20 protein-coding genes and 1 pseudogene are annotated in these 17,119 nt (G+C 56.8%); 10 read left to right on the top strand and 11 right to left on the bottom strand.

The genetic code is table 11. The features are described 5' to 3' along the window. Nucleotides 1–8: 8 nt before the first annotated feature. The 3 genes and pseudogenes from BW974_RS19190 to BW974_RS19180 all read right to left on the bottom strand — a co-directional run bounded on the left by BW974_RS19190 (nt 9) and on the right by BW974_RS19180 (nt 2,812). On the bottom strand, nt 9–932 hold the full coding sequence (locus tag BW974_RS19190) for an NAD-dependent epimerase/dehydratase family protein (RefSeq protein WP_076431957.1): 924 nt from the start codon (nt 930–932) through the stop codon (nt 9–11). Nucleotides 933–1,051: 119 nt separating this feature from the next. Next, nucleotides 1,052–1,958: pseudogene (locus BW974_RS19185) on the bottom strand (NAD-dependent epimerase/dehydratase family protein). Nucleotides 1,959–2,320: 362 nt separating this feature from the next. Continuing rightward, nucleotides 2,321–2,812, bottom strand: a complete 492-nt coding sequence (locus BW974_RS19180) for a DUF6789 family protein (protein ID WP_076431955.1) — start codon at nt 2,810–2,812, stop codon at nt 2,321–2,323. A 114-nt stretch (nt 2,813–2,926) separates the two neighbouring features. On the opposite strand from BW974_RS19180, the gene BW974_RS19175 reads away from it, so the two are divergent. Continuing rightward, nucleotides 2,927–3,772, top strand: coding sequence for an aldo/keto reductase (locus BW974_RS19175; RefSeq protein ID WP_076431953.1), 846 nt, complete (start codon nt 2,927–2,929; stop codon nt 3,770–3,772). 34 nt (nt 3,773–3,806) lie between these two features. Here BW974_RS19175 and BW974_RS19170 read toward each other — a convergent pair whose 3' ends face one another. Beyond that, on the bottom strand, nt 3,807–4,247 hold the full coding sequence (locus tag BW974_RS19170; protein ID WP_076431951.1) for a DUF6653 family protein: 441 nt from the start codon (nt 4,245–4,247) through the stop codon (nt 3,807–3,809). Between the two features lie 104 nt (nt 4,248–4,351). On the opposite strand from BW974_RS19170, the gene BW974_RS19165 reads away from it, so the two are divergent. Further along, a complete protein-coding gene (locus BW974_RS19165; RefSeq protein WP_076431949.1) occupies nt 4,352–4,894 on the top strand; it encodes a SprT-like domain-containing protein in 543 nt (180 codons plus the stop codon). Between the two features lie 30 nt (nt 4,895–4,924). On the opposite strand, the gene BW974_RS27550 is transcribed toward BW974_RS19165, so the two are convergent. The 3 genes from BW974_RS27550 to BW974_RS19150 form a co-directional block, all read right to left on the bottom strand. Further along, nucleotides 4,925–5,287, bottom strand: coding sequence for a DUF7344 domain-containing protein (locus BW974_RS27550; protein ID WP_076431947.1), 363 nt, complete (start codon nt 5,285–5,287; stop codon nt 4,925–4,927). Nucleotides 5,288–5,369: 82 nt separating this feature from the next. Next, nucleotides 5,370–5,816 (bottom strand): universal stress protein, encoded by a 447-nt coding sequence (locus BW974_RS19155; RefSeq protein WP_076431944.1) that lies wholly within the window; start codon nt 5,814–5,816, stop codon nt 5,370–5,372. 72 nt (nt 5,817–5,888) lie between these two features. After that, the gene (locus BW974_RS19150; RefSeq protein WP_076431941.1) at nt 5,889–6,548 is read right to left on the bottom strand and encodes a helix-turn-helix domain-containing protein; all 660 of its coding nucleotides are present in this window, start codon (nt 6,546–6,548) and stop codon (nt 5,889–5,891) included. An 88-nt stretch (nt 6,549–6,636) separates the two neighbouring features. Here BW974_RS19150 and BW974_RS19145 point away from each other — a divergent pair, with 88 nt between their 5' ends. Continuing rightward, nucleotides 6,637–7,992, top strand: a complete 1,356-nt coding sequence (locus tag BW974_RS19145; RefSeq protein ID WP_076431939.1) for a cytochrome P450 — start codon at nt 6,637–6,639, stop codon at nt 7,990–7,992. Nucleotides 7,993–8,032: 40 nt separating this feature from the next. Here the strand turns inward: BW974_RS19145 and BW974_RS19140 are convergent, their stop codons facing one another. Beyond that, nucleotides 8,033–8,287, bottom strand: a complete 255-nt coding sequence (locus BW974_RS19140; RefSeq protein WP_076431937.1) for a hypothetical protein — start codon at nt 8,285–8,287, stop codon at nt 8,033–8,035. A 303-nt stretch (nt 8,288–8,590) separates the two neighbouring features. After that, the gene (locus tag BW974_RS19135; protein ID WP_076431935.1) at nt 8,591–9,286 is read right to left on the bottom strand and encodes an SDR family NAD(P)-dependent oxidoreductase; all 696 of its coding nucleotides are present in this window, start codon (nt 9,284–9,286) and stop codon (nt 8,591–8,593) included. Nucleotides 9,287–9,588: 302 nt separating this feature from the next. Here BW974_RS19135 and BW974_RS19130 point away from each other — a divergent pair, with 302 nt between their 5' ends. Beyond that, the gene (locus tag BW974_RS19130) at nt 9,589–10,386 is read left to right on the top strand and encodes a DUF7344 domain-containing protein (protein ID WP_076431933.1); all 798 of its coding nucleotides are present in this window, start codon (nt 9,589–9,591) and stop codon (nt 10,384–10,386) included. A gap of 44 nt (nt 10,387–10,430) precedes the next feature. Further along, entirely contained in the window at nt 10,431–10,694 is a 264-nt protein-coding gene (locus BW974_RS19125) for a HalOD1 output domain-containing protein (protein ID WP_076431931.1), read from the top strand. 22 nt (nt 10,695–10,716) lie between these two features. Here BW974_RS19125 and BW974_RS19120 read toward each other — a convergent pair whose 3' ends face one another. Both BW974_RS19120 and BW974_RS19115 read right to left on the bottom strand, forming a co-directional pair. Then, nucleotides 10,717–11,259, bottom strand: a complete 543-nt coding sequence (locus BW974_RS19120) for an Ntn hydrolase family protein (RefSeq protein WP_076431929.1) — start codon at nt 11,257–11,259, stop codon at nt 10,717–10,719. A 60-nt stretch (nt 11,260–11,319) separates the two neighbouring features. Beyond that, nucleotides 11,320–12,564 (bottom strand): MFS transporter, encoded by a 1,245-nt coding sequence (locus BW974_RS19115; protein ID WP_076432275.1) that lies wholly within the window; start codon nt 12,562–12,564, stop codon nt 11,320–11,322. Between the two features lie 176 nt (nt 12,565–12,740). Here BW974_RS19115 and BW974_RS19110 point away from each other — a divergent pair, with 176 nt between their 5' ends. The 5 genes from BW974_RS19110 (at nt 12,741) to BW974_RS19090 (ending at nt 17,034) form a co-directional block, all read left to right on the top strand. Continuing rightward, a complete protein-coding gene (locus BW974_RS19110; RefSeq protein ID WP_217694366.1) occupies nt 12,741–13,709 on the top strand; it encodes a helix-turn-helix transcriptional regulator in 969 nt (322 codons plus the stop codon). A gap of 80 nt (nt 13,710–13,789) precedes the next feature. Next, nucleotides 13,790–15,241, top strand: a complete 1,452-nt coding sequence (locus BW974_RS19105) for a carotenoid oxygenase family protein (protein WP_076431927.1) — start codon at nt 13,790–13,792, stop codon at nt 15,239–15,241. Between the two features lie 300 nt (nt 15,242–15,541). Continuing rightward, nucleotides 15,542–15,838, top strand: coding sequence for a HalOD1 output domain-containing protein (locus tag BW974_RS19100; RefSeq protein WP_245800199.1), 297 nt, complete (start codon nt 15,542–15,544; stop codon nt 15,836–15,838). A 60-nt stretch (nt 15,839–15,898) separates the two neighbouring features. Beyond that, nucleotides 15,899–16,486 carry a PH domain-containing protein gene (locus BW974_RS19095; RefSeq protein ID WP_076431925.1) on the top strand — a complete coding sequence of 196 codons (588 nt, stop codon included), beginning with the start codon at nt 15,899–15,901 and terminating at the stop codon, nt 16,484–16,486. Continuing rightward, nucleotides 16,483–17,034: a PH domain-containing protein gene (locus BW974_RS19090; RefSeq protein WP_076431923.1), complete on the top strand. Its 552-nt coding sequence runs from the start codon at nt 16,483–16,485 to the stop codon at nt 17,032–17,034. Before BW974_RS19095 ends, BW974_RS19090 begins: the two co-directional genes overlap by 4 nt. Nucleotides 17,035–17,119 lie beyond the last annotated feature (85 nt).

Here is a 17,119-nt window from a genome sequence, read left to right as displayed (position 1 = left end):
ACTCCAGTTCAGGTGTACTGTCTACACACCCGCTCTAGACCCTCTTCGAACGAAATCTCCGGTTCCCACCCAGTTGCTTCGTACATCGCCGTCGTATCGGCCATCGTGTCGTGGACGTACACGTCGTCTGGAATCGGATTCTCGATGTACTCCGGTTCGATATCCGTCCCCAGTTCTTCGTTCAGCATTTCGACGACTGTGTTGAAGTCGTAGCTCTCTCCCGTACCGAGATTGTAGATTCCCGTCAGTTGGTGTTCTGCGGCGAGTTCCAATCCACGGACGATGTCGGAAACGTGCGTGAAGTCTCGGGTTTGTGTGCCATCACCGTAGAGCACGGGGGTTTCCCCTTTGTCCATGTCGTCGGCGAACTGTGCGATGACGTTCGCGTACTCTTTTTTGTGTTCTTCAGCCCCGCCATAGCCTTGATACACCGAGAAGAATCGCATTCCGGCCATGTTCATATCGTAGTGATTGGCGAAGTACTCGGCGTAGCGTTCGCGAGCGAGTTTCGATGCTTCGTATCCGGTGTTGACCGTCACGTCCATGGTGACCGGCGACGGTTCCGTTCGGTTCCCGTAGATGGACGAGGTGGAGGCGTAGACGACGGTGTCACAGCCGTCGTCTCGTGCTTGCTCGACCGTGTTGACGAAGCCTTCGACGTTCACCCGAGCACCTTTCGTCGGGTTCTCCTCGTGCATTTTGTAGGAGGAGAGGGCGGCAAGGTGGAACACGACGTCAACGTCGGTCGGCAAATCGTCGTCGAGCACGCTTGTTTCGTGGAAGTCAACGGCATCAGTGAGGTTCTCGGCGGTTCCGAGATAGCCATCGTCAACGACGATGACATCATTTTCTTCGGCGAGGTGGTTTGCGAGGTTCGAACCGATGAAACCCGCACCGCCGGTAACGAGGACTCGTTTTTCAGTTAGTTGCATTTGGGCCACGCTATTAGTGACTACTACAACAGGTATACTTATAGTATATATTTACACTATATTAAAAATATAACTGGTCAAAATAGATTATTAACTGACTCGAATACGGAGAAATATCTTTATAAGAGGATCGAAAGTCTCTCATCCAATGGAATCGTCGGCTCGTAACCGAGGTTTTTCTTCGCCTTCGAGATATCTGCTTCACTCTCCGCAATGTCCCCCGGGCGAGGATCCGTGTGAACGATCTCCGATGACCCAGAACCGTGCCGTATAGTTTCGGCGAGTTCGTTTATCATCACACTTTCTCCGGTACCGATGTTATACGCTTCCCCGACGTGCTCCGTTGTCGCGGCCAGCAGATTGGCCCGTACCGCGTCGTCAACGTGGACGAAATCGCGTGTTTGCTCGCCATCACCGTCCACGGTTATCGGTTCGCCGTTCGTCGCTTGGCGTCTGAAAATGCTGATGACACCGCTGTAATCGCCGCTTGATTGTCGCGGGCCGTAGAGTTGAAGTACCGGAGCGCGACGGTCTCCAGCCCGTACAGATCTTCGTATAGACTTGCATAGCGGTCGAGAGCGGACTTCTGTAATCCATACGGGGACGATGATGAAATCGGTTCATCCTCCGTAATCGGGACGTTTGTCGGTTGTCCATAAATCGCACAACTCGACGCCAAGACTAAGCGGGCATCGTTTTCTCACGCACACTCTAACAGCTGAAGCTTCGCATCGAGATTAACCTCGTTCGAACGCACTGGTTCTTTGACCGATTTCCCAACGCTCACACATCCGCTTCGTGAAAGATTAGGTCTACGCCCGACGTTGCGCGGTCTAATATTTCGGGATCACAGATGTCGCCTTCGATCACCGTCGCCCCTTCATTCACGTTCGAACGCTTGCCTGTGGTAAAGTTATCGAGAACCCGAACATCGTTTTCCGGAACGAGCGCATCTACGAGATGACTGCCAACGAATCCCGCGCCGCCGGTGACGAGAACCGTTTGGTCGACTGGAGGATGTTCCATTCGTCTATGCTGTGGTGACCTCTACATTAATCGAGACTGGGAGAAATTGTCTACGCCGAGCATTTTCTCCGATTAAGACGAGCGACCCGAACGCACCCGCGAAGGTGAGGCCACCGAGAGTGTTCGGGTTTTCGAAAATCGACTGAAGAAATTGGACGAGGGTAACTGGTCGGAAGTCGCCCGTGAACGGGTCGAGTGAAAGTGAGGTAGAAGTTTTTTGTTGATCTTATAAACTCATTTTTGTTCCTCAGGGGCTACTGTAGACATAGTACCATAGCATAAAAAGAGTAAGTCATCAAACTAGCATTAATTTTCGTGAAGATACCATCGGAAAACGAATTTTGAATACTGATACGTGCTGGTCACTGCGTCGTCGGCTGATGCGTAAACCGCGCGTACAAAATCCCAAGCGAGTAGCCATACGCGAGATGTGCGAGCAGAGTGAAAACCAGATACAGGACGAAAAACGGCCCCGCGAGTTGCAAGCCTGCCGAGCCCAGCAGGAGGAACGCACCCCAGAGAATCAGCGCGAAGACGATACCGCGGATTCCAACGTCCTCGCCGGATGGAACGACTCTGAGATTGTCGTCTATCGCCGCGAACAGCAGGGGCCAGACGACGACGCCCGCGAAGACGAACACCGCGAATCCGAGATACAGTTGGCCGGGCATGCCGACGAACTCCGCGACAGCGGCGGGGACGCCGAGCGCGAATCGGGTTTCCGCCTCGGCAATGGCGAAGATGAACAACATTAGGCCGGTACTCAGGATTCCCGCCTTGACGGTTTGGAGTGCCTCCCAAACGGCAGGTGGGAGGCCGGATTCGTCGTCGAATCCAGCGACTTCCTGTGACATACTAACAGGCAGGAGCGGAAGTGATTTATAAGTACTGCCCTCTCGGTGGGAAATCAATTCTATCCAACCCAGTTTGCCAAAAGAGGTTACCCGTTGTCTCACAACCGTCCCTGCATGGTACTCGAAAACGAAAGCGACACGTTCGACATCGGCGGGGAGAGAACTGTCCACCGACTGGGCTACGGCGCGATGCGACTCACCGGCGAGAACATCATCGGCAGACCCGACAACGAAGAGGAAGCACGTCGCGTCCTCCACGAGGCGATTTCGCTCGGCGTGGATTTCATCGACACGGCGGACTCTTACGGTCCGTGTGTCAGCGAGCGAATCATCGGGGACGCTCTCCATCCATACCCCGATAATCTGGTGGTTGCAACGAAAGGCGGCCTCCTGCGGAACGACGAGGGAGATTGGCTTCCGAACGGCGACCCGGACTATCTCAGAAACGCGATTCTGGGTAGTCTCGACCGCCTCGGAACTGACAGCATCGACCTGTATCAACTCCACCGTCCCGACCCGGACGTGGAGTTTTCGGATTCGGTTCACGCCCTCGCAGAACTCAAAGACGAAGGGAAAATCGAACACGTCGGGCTGAGCAACGTGGACGTAGACCAACTCGAAACAGCCCGCGACATCGTCGAGATTGCGACGGTACAGAACCAGTACAACGTCGGCAATCGGGAACACGAGGACGTTCTCTCGGCCTGCGAAAATGCCGGAATCGGGTTCATCCCGTGGTATCCGCTCGGCGCGGGCGATTTGGGCGACAAAGCCGACGCACTGCGCGAGATTGCGAACGACCACGACGCCTCACAGCGGCAAGTCGCGCTCGCGTGGTTGCTTCACCATTCGCCCGTCACGCTCCCGATTCCCGGCACGTCGAGCGTTGACCACCTTCACGCGAACATCAAATCGGCTTCCATCGACCTATCCTCGGACGAGATGGAGCGACTGGATTGAGTGATAAAAGCGAATCAGGAGTAATAAAAACGAATCAGGCGGCTTCTGCCGCCTGATTCGCCTCGTAGTATCGAACCATCTCGCCGACGAACCAGAACTTGAGTCCAGCGGAGAGGACGGTACAAATCGCCGTTTTTCGCGGCTGTTGACGGTATGCCGAATACAGCCCATACAGGAAAATCGGAACGTTGAGCCTGTTCAACGCGTTCGGATAGCCCGATTTGTCGCCGTGGGCAAGCCAGAGCTGTTCGCCGAGAACACCTTTGTACATCCAGCTATCTCCGACTTTGTCGGGGTCGGGTTTCGGAAACAGAACTGGGTTGACGATGACGAACAGCACGGTTAGTCCCAGTAGTTTCCAGTTGTGGCGGTACAACGAAATCATCAAAATGGGATACGACAGCACTCGCGTCCAGCCGCTTTTCGGGTTGGAATGGCGTTCCCAGAACGATTGCGTCAGTTGCTCCCCTGTCATACAGGGAGTTCGAGGGCAGGAGAGAAAAACCGTGAGTCGAATTGGAGCGTGACGGTGGTGAGTTCAAGAGGAGTTATGTCCCGCTGGTGAGAATGCCCCGGCGAATGGAACCGGCGACGCGCGACGAGCTGCTCTTGGCCGCGGAACGCTACGCAGAGACGGTTCCAATCGAGGTCGAACCGTCGAACGTCGACTGGGAATGTTCGGAGCGCGCGGTGCGTCGTGCAGGTGCCTGTATCTACGACCGCCGAACCGAGGCAATCACGATTCGACTGACGTGGAGCGCCTACCGCGCCTTCGGGTGGGAGGAGTTCACCGGCACGATTCGGCACGAACTGGTTCACGCGTGGGAGTTCCAGCAGTTCGGCGAGTCCGGTCACGGAACGCGATTCGCGGAGAAAGCGAAGGAGGTGAACGCACCGCGACACTGTCGAGCGTTTTCGGAGGCTCGACTCCGATTGCGGTGTTCGTCCTGCGACTGGGATGCACGCCGCTATCGCGCATCGAAGGCGGTGAAAAATCCGGCAAAACGCCGGTGCGGAGCCTGTGGCTCGCGGTATCGAGTCGAACACACGGAAAGCGGGCGATGCTGGCGAACCCACGCGGGGTATCTGGTCGCGCGCAGAAAACTCGGCGACGAGTGGTGAGTCGGGGGAGATTGGTGGTTTGTCGCAATCTCACTCGGAAACATCTTCGACGAACGAAAGCAGTTCGGCGAGGGGTTCTGCGTTCTCCTCGGGATGGAGCATCCGACTCGGGCCGTCGGGCGCAGAGAGGACACCTGCGTCCGCTAGCACCGAAATGTGTTGCTGATAGAACGTCGTGTAAACCGTGGTTCGCTGGTTGCTCGTAGCATTGGGGCCGAACTCCCGCGCTGTTACCTCATCAACCAGTGTTCGCATCTGTATCGGAGTGTCCACCTCGGACAGAATAAAAATCGCGTGTCTCCGACGTTCTACACGGCAGAGATTGAATAGCTCGTCCGCAGACAGAGCTATCGGCTTTGAAACCGGACTACTGCCGAGTAATCGACCCAACATTCGGTCTGATTGTCATCGAAGCGTCACCTTACCAGTTCCGATTCGATGTTTGTTGCTGTTTGTTGGATTCCGGTTCGAAACCCTACTCCGTAACGACGGTAACCGCGCCGTCGAAGTCGAGGATGACCGACTGCGTTCGGTCACCGAAAATGGCTTTTCCGGTCGGTGACCGCTTGCGCCCTGCGAGGAAAACGTGGTCGCAGTCGAACTCGTCGGCGGCGGACAGGATTTCGTCGCGTTCGTCACCGACGCGGCCTGTGGATTCGTATTCGACTTCGATACCTTCGAGAACTTCTCGACCGATGTCCTCCGCGAACTGGCGCGCGCCTTCGAGCGCCTGCCCGGCGGTGTAGGACGTTTCGAGTTTCGGGATATTTTCGAGCGATTTTCGGGTTTTTTCGTACTCTTCGTCGCTCGTGACGTGGAGCAAGACGAGATTCGCCCCGACGCCTTCTGCGAGTTCCCCCGCTTCCGTAACTAGTTCCTTTGCGGATTCGGACGCTTCGACGACGGCGAGTGCTTTATTCATACCAGAAATTGCCACAGACGAAAGCTAAATAAATTGTCCTTCGTCGGAGCCGAGTTTTTCGTGTTCGCCGACCTATCCGAGATAGCCCGAGACGAGTTTTGCTTCGATTCGCTGGAGATGTTCGCTCACGGTTCCGGTGGCAATGTCGAGTTCATCAGCAAGTTCTCGGTGGGTCGTCTCCCGCGGTACCTCGTAATACCCCTCACGCACGGCGAGTTCGAACAGTTCTAACTGGCGGTCGGTTAGCATCGAGGAGAGTCGTCCCGCACTCGGTCGGTACTCCCCAAGTCGTTCGAGTCGAAGGTGAATCCCGTCCGGAAGTTCGCTCGCCGCGGTTCGAATCGCCCCGTCCGTGCCGAGGACGGTGAGTTGGAGTCCCCGCGAGTCGCCGGTGTCGATGTACTGCATCGGCCAGTCGAGGACGAGTTCGTGTTCGTGCAGGAGCGAAAGGAGTTCGTCTACGAGTCCGGCGGTTCGACACTGAAGGTAGACGACGCCGCGCCCGTCGCTACCGACCACGTCGAACTCGACTGCGTCCGGGGACGCCGCGAGCAGCGTTCTGGCGCGTTCTAAGTTACCCCGCAGTTCGAGCAGTTCGACGTACATCCCCTCGTGGACGGGACTCACGTACCGAATCGCCTCAACCGTCAGGTCGTCGTCTCGTGCGAACAGGTCGTCGATGGGGTGAACCTGCACGTCGTCCCACGTCAGTACGACAGTGGCAGACCGCATGGTCGAAGTCCGATTTGACTACATTTAAATCCACCTAGGATGCTCGGCTACAGAGATAGAGGGAGCGGGTGACACTAGTCGAATAAGAATGAGTAGCGACACACCCCCAGTCACGAAAGAAACGCCGCCCGGTCCCGACGGATTACCGATAGTCGGAACTCGGTTAGCCTTCCTCCGCGACCCGTTCGGTTTCATGACGCGAACCGCGCGCGAGTACGGCGACATCGCGTATATGGAGGAGCCACACGGAAATCTCTACCAACTCAACCATCCGGAGTACATCGAACAGGTACTCGTGCAGAACAACCAGAACTACGTCAAGGGGGACATCTTTCAGGGCACTCTCGGCCCGATGACAGGGAACGGCATTTTGAACAGCGAAGGTGCCGTTTGGCGTCGAAATCGACATCTCATCCAACCGGCGTTCCATCCCGGTCGAATCGAAGCCTACGCCGAGATGATGACGAACCTGACCGAGGAGATGCTCGAAACGTGGGCGGATGGCGAGACGCGGTTGGTTCACGAGGATATGATGACGTTGACGCTGAAAATCGTCGCACAGGCGCTGTTCGGCGTCGATATAGACGACTACGTGGAACCCATCGCCGAATCGTTGGAAGAGTTCATGGAAGCCACGGAAAGCCTCGCGAACATGGTGCTTCCGCCGGGGATTCCGACGCCGTCACGAATGCAAACCAAAGCGGCCAGAAAGAAACTCGACGAAGTGGTGTACCATCTCATCGAGCAACGACGCGAAAATCCGGGCGAAAATGACGTTCTCTCGACGCTTCTCGATGTAACCGACGACGACGGACATCGGATGACCGACGAACAGATTCGGGACGAAGTGGTGACCCTTCTGCTCGCGGGACACGAAACGACTGCGCTCTCGCTAACCCTGACGATGTACGTTCTCGGCGAACATCCGAAAGTCGAGGAGAAGTTGGTGGCGGAGTTGGACGAAGTCCTCGACGGGCGTCCGCCGACGATGGCAGACCTGCCGAACCTGACCTACACGGAGCAGGTGGTCAAAGAATCCATGCGACTCTATCCACCCGTGCCGGGAATCATCCGCCAACCGGTCAAGCCCGACATCATCGGCGGCTACGAGATTCCCGCGGGTTCGACGGTACAGATGAACCAGTGGGTCGTCCACCGCGACCCGCGATGGTACGACGACCCGCTCGCGTTCCAACCGGAACGCTGGACGGAGGAGTTCGAGGGGTCGCTTCCGAAACTGGCGTACTTCCCGTTCGCGGCGGGGCCGCGGCGCTGTATCGGCGACCGATTCGCCATGTTGGAAGCCCGACTCTTGCTTGCGACCATCTACCAGCAGTACCACCTCGAACTGACGCCGGAGACGGAACTCGACCTGATGGCGACGGTTACCGCTCGTCCCAAAAAAGTAATCCCGATGACCGTTCGTCGTCGAACGAACCAGTAGCACGATTCGTCGTCGGAATTTGGAAAAATCGTCCGCCGTCTCACCGCTTCATCTCGTCACGGCTCGGTTGTGTGAACTCCGGGTCGTGTGCGAACTCGTCCCCGATAAGTGCCTTTACCGCTTCCAGCGTTTCCAATCGTTCGCCGATTTCGGCGAGGAGTTCCATCCGTCGTTTCTCGTACTGAACGGCGTCGTATCCTTCGAGGGTTCGTGAAAAATCATCCATCAGTTCGACGTATTCGGCGAACAACTGTTGTTCTGTGAGCCGAGAGGGAGGAATATCTGTTATTTTCATCGGAATATTTTCTCGGTTGCGAGCTTGTATTTTTTGATTGCATATGCAGGTTTTGGTCACCGAATTAACGAGTTAAAAAGCGATTTTTCATCTGGCCATCCCTCACTCGTCGTTGTTTTCACACAATTAGTTTTATTTTCCATTATAATAACTTCTTCTGAATAGTTCCAAAACCCCGCAAGTCTGGCTATTTTCGAGATAAATTCATATTTGCTACGATAATGTCAAATATATATTTAAAATATCCGATATTTGGCAGTTCCGACCGGAGGTTGGTCTATTTCGTCGAGTTCGATTTGTCGCTCACCATTCGATGAGTCGCTTATCTCGCCAAAGCCGACCGCTCGGATTGCCACTTCGAAATCGAGCGAGCCAAACCGGCGTCTCTGCACCCTTCTCGACGCTTCGCGGCGCGCCGGAACCACCCATTTCGGTTCGAACCCACCCCGGACAGACGGCGTTCACGAGCAAACCCGGATACTGAGACGCGAGGGAGTTGGTGAACGCGTTCAGGCCTGCCTTGGAAACGCCGTAGGGGAGGTGTCCGGCGTCGATCCCGCCGCCGCTGAACTGCCCGGAACCGCTAGAGACGTTTACGATTCGGGCACCGCTCTGCTCGGCGAGCAGCGTCAGCGCGTGTCGCGTCAAAATCATCGGCCCGTGGAGGTTCGTCCGAAGGGTCGTGTCGATGTCGTCGGTCGGAAGCGTGCCGAGTTTTCCCGTTTCCCCGTAGACGCCAGCGTTGTTGATCAGGATGTCGAGTCGGCCCCGTTCCTCCGAAATCGTCTCAATGGCGGTTCGAATCGTCGCTTCGTCGGTGACGTCGAGTCGGACGGTTCTCGAACGACTCGTTTCTACGTCCTCCGGAGTGCGCGCGGCGGCGTACACCGTCGCATCGAGTTCGATCAGTTGCTTCGTGATTTCCGCGCCGATACCCCGGTTTGCCCCTGTGACGAGTGCGACTTGGCCGGAAAGCGATTCGTGGTGGTCTACGTCCATAGCCACTGTACGCGGGCAACCGATATACCAGTGGTTGACGAACACCAGTATTGGCGAATCCAGTGGTTGACCACGCTATCGAACTGCTCGTTTTTCGGCTATTTTGAGGTAACTGCCGTTGTAACTTCGGCGAATTCCTCTCGACAGTGAACTGTCCGAATCACAGCGTCCGGAAGTTTACCAGTATACTCAAAAATAGTATAATATTTACACTCCAAAAGTTTTGATTTTTTAATAATTCTAATCCTCATACAAGTCCAATATCGTTATTACTGGCTATTTCGTAGTAGAGATATGTGAGCATGGAACAGAGCAGTCTACTCGAACGGCATGAAATCAATCCGGAAGGGGCCGGATTGGTGGTTGCGACGGTCGGAGCAACGCTCGCTATCGTCAGTGCAGTGTACACATTCAGGGATCCGGCTTCGTCTTCGGAGATGGCTGTCGAGTTGCTGATGGGGATTGGTGTGTCTGCGATTCTCGTGTTTCTGGGCTATAAGTTGGCGACGAGTAGTTTTGCCGGAAAAGAGGCGTGGGAAGTGACTCGATGGTGGCTCGTCGGCTCGTTCACGTTTTTATCGCTAACCCTCTTGATATTTCTGCACGAGATTATCGTTGGGAATACAATCGTCAACTTCCCGTTTATTCTCGCTTCGGCAGCCGCCGGAGGAGGCGTTTTTGGGATTGTTGCAGGTCGTTACGAAGTGAGTCGTCTCCGGCAGGAAAACCAGCTGCTAGAAGAGTCTCGTGGTGGTGCCTTCACGCCCGAATCAGCTACCGAAACGGCATCCACCGAGCAAACGGATTTCGAACGGCCAACGCAGAGTGCTTACGAAAAAGCACGGGAACAAACTGTCCGTCGTCAAAGGACGATACTCGAATACGTAGAGCAGTCGGACGGAGAATCCGTGTCCACCGAAGAACTCACTGATTACATACTCGCCCGCTCTGAGTATCCGACCGATCGCCAAGCGACGACGCTACAGCTTCATCACCACGATTTGCCGGAGCTTGCTGATATGGACGTTATCCAATACGACGCTGCAAGCAAGCAGATAACGACTTACCATCCGCAGAACTGGCAGAATGGGAAGCGATAGTCAGTCACAACTGTCAACGTTTTCGCGAGGAGGGAGGATTCACAATGGTGATTCGAAGGAGGCACGACTGGAACGGCGGAACATCACTTAGCATCTCGGTCGTTCAGACGGTTGCCGAGGCCGCCGAAACCGACCCTCTCGAACTCGACCCACTGTACCAGTACATCCAGCCGGAGGCGCTGAATACGATATTTTCACCGCAGATTGGGAGTCGCGGCCACAATCTCGGAACGATATCTTTCACGTACATGACATACGATGTGACGGTGTACGCAGATGGAACGATAGAAGTAACACCCGAGGAGTAGACGGCGTCATTCGAATTTCGGATTATTCGGTGCGTTCGAGTCGGAACACGTCGATGTCGCTTCCCGTGTCCGTCGTTCGCTCCGCTACGGCGCGGAGCGTCTCCCGGACGAGTGTTTCCGCGGCGTCCAAATCGTCCGGCATCTCCCCATTTTCGAGTCGTCCGAACGCGACTGGGGAACCGCTCCCGAGCGCCGCAGTTTCGGTTTCGACGGTTCGCCCGTCGGTTCCGACTTCGTAAAGGACGACGGAACCGTCCTCGTCTCGGCCCGCGACGAGCGCATCGACGCCTGCTTCCGTCGCGATTTCGCTCGCCGTTCGTGCGAGTCGGCTCGAAGACATCGGTTCGTCGCGTTCGGTTCGATACGTACGAAGTTCGGCGTCGAATTGGCGGTCGAACTCCTCGATTGAACCGGGGTTTCCCACGACTGCACAACCGGCGAAATCGTAGTCGAACACACGCCGTACCGAGTCAGAGACGACGGTTCCGTCCTTCGTCTGTCGGCGGTCACCAGCGAGAACGACTCCGCCTCCCGCAGAGCAGACGACTCCAACGACAGTTGCCATGGGCTACCAACGAGAGGCGACGAAAAGAGCGTTGTTGCTGTCGGAGTTCCGTGCCGATTCTCACGCCGGTTCTTCGACGTGGGTAACTCGTCGCGCTCGAATCACACCCATCGAGAGGACGGAGAGTGCGATGGCGAGGGCGACGACTGCGCTGGCAACGAATAGGGGGTAGTATCCCGTAATCGCAGCAATACCGGTAAACACGACTGGCCCGGCCGAGCGACCGAGGAAGGTGGTGCTGTTTCGAAGGCTCAGCGCGCCGCCGCGAAGGCCCGCCGAAACGAGGTCGCTGATTGCGGCATCGACCGCGGGCATCGAAAGCCCGAGTCCGACACCGAAGACGAGCATGGAGAGCGTGATACCAACCGGAGTGGGAACCAGCCACGCACCGAACAAACCGACGGCGTAGCAGGCGAACCCGACGGCGATGAGTCCGTAGTTGGACAGATAGCGAGCGAACCAACCGTTTTTCGCGGAGACGACGACGGACGAGGTTTCGGAGATTGCGAGAACGATGCCAATCGCGAGGGCCGACATGCCGAAATTTCCTTCGAGGAGGAACGGCATGATGGTGACAACCGCGCCGAACAGCAGGAGTTCGGTCATGCAGGCCGCGCCGTAGAGTACGAGGGCGTCGGTGCCGCTCAGCACCCGAACCGCACGGCGAAGGTACGCGATTCCCTGCGAATCGCGCTCGTGGGACGGTTCTTCGAGGTGTCGAACGGCGTAGAGAGCGAGCGGAAGTCCCACCAAGTAGGCGAAATACGGCACGTTCCACGAAACGGTCGCGAGCGCTCCGCCGACGAGCGGAAAAATCGCCGCCCCCGCCGAGAGGACGGCGTTGTTCATCCCGAGAACCGCGTTTCGTTGAGTTCCCTCGAACGTGTCGCCGATAAGCGTCACGGTCGTGATGAAAATTCCTGCCGCGGCGGTGCCGCCGATGAGACGAAGTGCGAGAACGGCCTCGAAACTCGGTGCGACCGCAATCGCCCCACCCGAGAGGCTGAAAACGACGAGGCCGCCGATGAGAACCGTTCGTCGGCCGATTCTGTCCGCGAGCATGCCGATGAACGGCGACAGCACGATTCCGACGAGGAAGTACGTGCTGATGAGCAGACTCGCCTGCGCGTCGGAAATGCCGAAGGCGTCCCTAAACACGGGCAGGGTCGGACTCACGAGTGGCACGCCGAGCGGCGCGAGAAGCGTCGCCGCGAGGACGATTTGTACCGTCGGCGAACGCCACGGTGAGGTCGGTTTCGATTCTGTCGATTGGGGGGAAGTCGAGTCGGTGGTGTTGGAAGTCATGTCGAGATCTCCTTGTCCATTGGTTTCTCGTACCACAGTTGAACGGACGACTGGAATCCCGTTAGCCTCATCCGTCAACCCCTGTTTCAGCGCGTGACGCAACTGTTCACGACTTGCGACCTGTCTCACCACGTGAGACACGACATCGCTATGGCACACGGTAGCAAACATATGGTATGGGAGAGCGCGGAGCGGAACCCCAAAGTCGAAACCGGGATGCGGAGCGACGGGGTAAAAACGCGAGTGGAGACGAGCGAACGAAGAGCAACGACAAGCGAAAACCGGCGGGCGACGGCAGCAGTATCCTCGACGAACTACTTCAGACGAATCTCGAACTACAGACCGACGATTCGAGCGAGTCGGAACAGCGAATCGACACCGACCAGTTGGTCGATTTCGTCCGGCACGGGCCGGTGTTGGAAGCCCTCGTTCACGCGCCACTCGACCGGCGCGAAATCGAAGCCGAGTTGGGTGTCTCGCGGGCGACGAGCCATCGGTTCACCCGATGGCTCGGCGAACACGACCTCGCAAAAAAGGTAGACGGCAGATTCAAACTGACGGGCTACGGCCAAGTGGTCGCGGAGGAAGTACGGCGATTCGAGCGAAATCTCGTAACTGCGGAACGACTCGCGCCACTGCTCGAAGCCATCTGCCAGAGCCACAAGGAGTTCGTCATCGAACCGTTCGCCGACGCAACCATCACGGTTGCGTCGCCAGCAGACCCGTATCGCCCGGTCCAGCGATTCCTCACGCTTCTCGACGAGTCGGACACCCTCCGCGGATTCAACACGACGCACATGGTGCCGCTTTCGCTGGGCGCGTTTCACGAACAACTGTTCGAGAACGTCGATACGGAAATCATCTACCTTCCGGATGCCGTCGAGAAACTGGTCGAGACGTATCCGGAACCTGCAACCGACGCGTTAGAACGCGGGCATCTCAAACTTCGGACGCGGGAGGCGCTCCCCTACGGGCTCGCCATCTTCGACGACCGAGTCGGAATCGGCGGCTACGACGAACGAACCGGAACGATGCAGGTGTTCGTGGACTCCGAGACGACCATCGCCCGAAAGTGGGCGGAGCGCGTCTACGACGTGTATCGAGAGCGGTCTGAACCGCTCGGCGAGGCGGAAGTGCCGAAGTAAGGAGGTGCGGAGTAGGAAAGTGCCGAGGTAGTTGAAGCGCGCCCGAAGGATTAGGTGTCACCGAGTCTCAATATCGAAGAATGGCGCACGAGACGCTCGGATTCCACTCGCTCACGGACGAGATTGCGGAAGAACTCCCAGTTTCCGGAACCGTTCCGGACTGGCTCTCGGGAAGCCTCGTCCGAAACGGCCCGGGTGCGTTCGAATTCGGCGACGTGGGCGTCGAACATTGGTTTGACGGCTTGGCCATGCTCCACAAGTTCACGTTCGAGGACGGCGGAGTGACGTATCGAAATCGGTTCCTCCACACCGAAGCGTACGAAAGCGCGCGAAACGGCGCGGTCAAAAGCGGCTTTGCGACGGGAACGACGACGCTGTTCGAGCGAATCAAAGGATTTCTGCTCGACGCTCCCTACGACAACGTGAACATCATCGCCGAACGAATCGGCAGGCGGTATCTCGCACTCACCGAAACGCCGCGCCGGGTCGAATTCGACCCAGAAACGTTGGCCACGAAAAACCACGTCCAGTACGACGGCCCCGAACCGGCGGGAAACTTCGCGTGTGCACATCTGAATCGCGACCCAGAAACGGGGGAGATGGTGAACTTCGAAATCGAATTCGGACGAACCAGCAAGTACCACGTCCATTCGATGCCGAGCGCGCGGGAACGTGACCACATCTGCTCGATTTCCGTCTCCGAACCGGCGTACATGCACAGTTTCGCGCTGACGCCGAACTACGTCGTGTTGACCGAATTTCCGTTCGTCGTGAACCCGCTCGACCTGTTTCGTCCGGGAAAACAGGGGCCGTTCATCGACCAATTCGAATGGAAACCAGAGCGCGGTACCCGGTTTTTCGTTATCGACCGAGCTAGCGGCGAGGTCGTGGCCGAACCGAGAACGGAGGCGTTTTTCGGATTTCATCACGTCAACGCGTACGAATCCGACTCACGGGCGGACTCGCCGGGCGAGGAACTGGTCATCGACCTCGAAACAGTTCCCGATACGGCCGCAATCGACACGCTCACCCTCGACCGTCTTCGGGCGGGCGAACTCGGTGCGTTTGCCGGGCAGTTAGAACGGTTTCGGGTAACGCTCGGAGACGGCGTCGAAATCGAGCGGGAACTGCTCTGCGACGGCACCTCCCTACCGACCGTCTCGCCCGCGAAATGGTGTCGGAACCATCGCTACGTCTATGCCCAAGGAACCGACCAACCGGTGACCGAGTGGCCGCGAGAACTCGTCAAAATCGACACCGAAACGGGAGCAGTCACGTCGTTCAGCGACGGCGAAAATCGGTTCAGCGAACCGATTTTCGTGCCCAAAGACGACTGGAGCAGAAAAAGCGAGACAGGAGATGGAAGGAACGAGGACGAGGGCGTCGTCCTCTCCGTCATGCTCGACGTTTCGGCGGAAACGTCGTTTCTCGTGGTGGTGGACGGGAAATCGTTCACGGAACTGGCGAAGGCGCGGGTTCCGCACGCGATTCCGTTCGATTTTCACGGCCGATTCTTTTCCGAACTGGACTGAGCCAAATTCGCACTGTCGCCGTCCTCGTCCCGTCTACCCCTGCGTTTCGAACACAGCAACTCGGGGGTTCGCCGATGTCGCGGCGTCTGTGCGAATTTTCGAATTTGTCGCAAATCGTCGTCGGTCAGTCCGGTTGCCATACCACCATCGCAACTTTGTTGCATATAAGCGTATGTTTAGTAGTAATCTAAATGAGTTGTCGAGAATAGTTAAAATATCAGCGAAAAAGGCAGATACGTCTGACGGGGTTTTAAATATAACCTCGTTGCGCACAGTTTCAGACAACGAGAGCAAATCATCATGCCACCACACCAACCGACAATACCGAAAGAGACGAGTTCCGATGCGATGAAATCGCCGCAGTGCTACGCGATACGACCGAACGAACGAGCGAGCGAGGCAGTCGTCCGAGCGGTTTCGAGCGCGAACGCGACCGAGTTGCAGTTTGACGACCCCCTGTACGACCACATCGACCCGGACGCGCTGGACGACCTGTTTCGTTCCCACCCCGGACGACAGCACAACGAAACGGCGGTCCATTTCGACTACCGCGGCTACACCGTCGTCGTCACCGCCGATGCCGTCGAACTGCGCTGAGTAGTAGCGTTTCGCTTCGCCGCACGGAATCATTATCCCGTGTCGGTTTGACATCGAAATATGGACGAATCATTCGACTGGTTTTCGCCGGACGACGGCGAGGAAGTGATTTGGGCAGGCAAACAGCATCCCTACAGTCTCGTTCCCGTGTTCGCCGTCGGAATCCCGCTTACCCTCGTCGTTTTCGGACTTCTCATCATCATCAGCGCGTATCTCACGTATCAGAACACGAACTATCTGGTGACGAACGAAGCACTCTACAAAAAGACGGGCGTGTTCTCGCGGAACGTCCAGCGAATAGAGTTCGACAAGGTGCAGGACACTTCCTACCGCCAGAGCTTTTTCGGCGCGCAGTTCGGCTACGGAACCGTCGATATAAGCACTGCCGGAGGAAGCGGCGTCGAAATGAGCTTCGACAACGTCGATGCGCCGCGGGATTTGCAGTCGCTCATCAACGAGCGAAACAAGAAGCGAGGAACGGGAGCCGCTTCCGGAGACGACAAAAACGCCGTTTTAGACGAGATTTTGGTCGAACTGCGTGCAATTCGAGACGCCGTCGAGAACAGCGGTGAACCTGCGAATCCGAATACGAATCCGAGTGCGGACGGAGACTGGGACTGGAACGAATCCGAAGACGACCGACTATGACTGGCACCGACTGGCTCGTGTTGGACGACGGCGAGGAAATCCAGTGGCAGGGCCATCCACGACTGATGAGCGTGCTTCCCGCGCTCGTCGTCGGACTGATTCTCATCGGCGGTTCGCTCGTCGTCGCGGCGACGAGCGAACCGCTTGTGCTGTTGCTCGTTCCGCTCGGAATCGTGATTCCGGCGTTCTCCTATCTTTCTGTTTCCAACACGCGATTCGTCGTGACCGACCGCGCACTCTACCGAAAAACCGGAGTTCTCTCCCGAAACGTCCGTCGGCTGTCGATAGACAGGGTACAGAACAGCAATTTCCGGCAGGGAATCCGCGGGACGATGTTCGACTACGGAACAGTCTCCATCGAGGTGGCTGGCGGCGGTGGTGTCCAGTTCCAGAATATCGAAACCCCGCGGGACGTTCGCGCGACGATAGACAGGCAGACGACGACCGATTCGATTCCCGGAACGCTCGCGCAGTGGAACGACGTTCTCGAAGCAGTCCGGGCGCTTCGATTTGCAGTGGAAGACAGAATAGAACGAAATCACCGATAACGCGACTGCGACGAAAATAGATGCTGAAACGGATTCGATGAGAATATCGTAGAAAACATAACGTATTTTATCGAGTTCCAACGAT

It is taken from the genome of Haladaptatus litoreus (assembly GCF_900156425.1).
Classification (GTDB): Archaea; Halobacteriota; Halobacteria; order Halobacteriales; family Haladaptataceae; genus Haladaptatus; species Haladaptatus litoreus.
The sequence above is the reverse complement of the archived record's forward strand: the minus strand, read 5'-3'. Positions and strand labels throughout refer to the sequence as shown.

What these genes read in the sequence shown, in the direction of transcription:
- BW974_RS19190 (WP_076431957.1), bottom strand. Translation starts at nt 932, where the DNA reads ATGCAACTAACTGAAAAACGAGTCCTCGTTACCGGCGGTGCGGGTTTC.
- BW974_RS19180 (WP_076431955.1), bottom strand. Translation starts at nt 2,812, where the DNA reads ATGTCACAGGAAGTCGCTGGATTCGACGACGAATCCGGCCTCCCACCT.
- BW974_RS19175 (WP_076431953.1), top strand. Translation starts at nt 2,927, where the DNA reads ATGGTACTCGAAAACGAAAGCGACACGTTCGACATCGGCGGGGAGAGA.
- BW974_RS19170 (WP_076431951.1), bottom strand. Translation starts at nt 4,247, where the DNA reads ATGACAGGGGAGCAACTGACGCAATCGTTCTGGGAACGCCATTCCAAC.
- BW974_RS19165 (WP_076431949.1), top strand. Translation starts at nt 4,352, where the DNA reads ATGGAACCGGCGACGCGCGACGAGCTGCTCTTGGCCGCGGAACGCTAC.
- BW974_RS27550 (WP_076431947.1), bottom strand. Translation starts at nt 5,287, where the DNA reads ATGTTGGGTCGATTACTCGGCAGTAGTCCGGTTTCAAAGCCGATAGCT.
- BW974_RS19155 (WP_076431944.1), bottom strand. Translation starts at nt 5,816, where the DNA reads ATGAATAAAGCACTCGCCGTCGTCGAAGCGTCCGAATCCGCAAAGGAA.
- BW974_RS19150 (WP_076431941.1), bottom strand. Translation starts at nt 6,548, where the DNA reads ATGCGGTCTGCCACTGTCGTACTGACGTGGGACGACGTGCAGGTTCAC.
- BW974_RS19145 (WP_076431939.1), top strand. Translation starts at nt 6,637, where the DNA reads ATGAGTAGCGACACACCCCCAGTCACGAAAGAAACGCCGCCCGGTCCC.
- BW974_RS19140 (WP_076431937.1), bottom strand. Translation starts at nt 8,287, where the DNA reads ATGAAAATAACAGATATTCCTCCCTCTCGGCTCACAGAACAACAGTTG.
- BW974_RS19135 (WP_076431935.1), bottom strand. Translation starts at nt 9,286, where the DNA reads ATGGACGTAGACCACCACGAATCGCTTTCCGGCCAAGTCGCACTCGTC.
- BW974_RS19130 (WP_076431933.1), top strand. Translation starts at nt 9,589, where the DNA reads ATGGAACAGAGCAGTCTACTCGAACGGCATGAAATCAATCCGGAAGGG.
- BW974_RS19125 (WP_076431931.1), top strand. Translation starts at nt 10,431, where the DNA reads ATGGTGATTCGAAGGAGGCACGACTGGAACGGCGGAACATCACTTAGC.
- BW974_RS19120 (WP_076431929.1), bottom strand. Translation starts at nt 11,259, where the DNA reads ATGGCAACTGTCGTTGGAGTCGTCTGCTCTGCGGGAGGCGGAGTCGTT.
- BW974_RS19115 (WP_076432275.1), bottom strand. Translation starts at nt 12,564, where the DNA reads ATGACTTCCAACACCACCGACTCGACTTCCCCCCAATCGACAGAATCG.
- BW974_RS19110 (WP_217694366.1), top strand. Translation starts at nt 12,741, where the DNA reads ATGGGAGAGCGCGGAGCGGAACCCCAAAGTCGAAACCGGGATGCGGAG.
- BW974_RS19105 (WP_076431927.1), top strand. Translation starts at nt 13,790, where the DNA reads ATGGCGCACGAGACGCTCGGATTCCACTCGCTCACGGACGAGATTGCG.
- BW974_RS19100 (WP_245800199.1), top strand. Translation starts at nt 15,542, where the DNA reads ATGCCACCACACCAACCGACAATACCGAAAGAGACGAGTTCCGATGCG.
- BW974_RS19095 (WP_076431925.1), top strand. Translation starts at nt 15,899, where the DNA reads ATGGACGAATCATTCGACTGGTTTTCGCCGGACGACGGCGAGGAAGTG.
- BW974_RS19090 (WP_076431923.1), top strand. Translation starts at nt 16,483, where the DNA reads ATGACTGGCACCGACTGGCTCGTGTTGGACGACGGCGAGGAAATCCAG.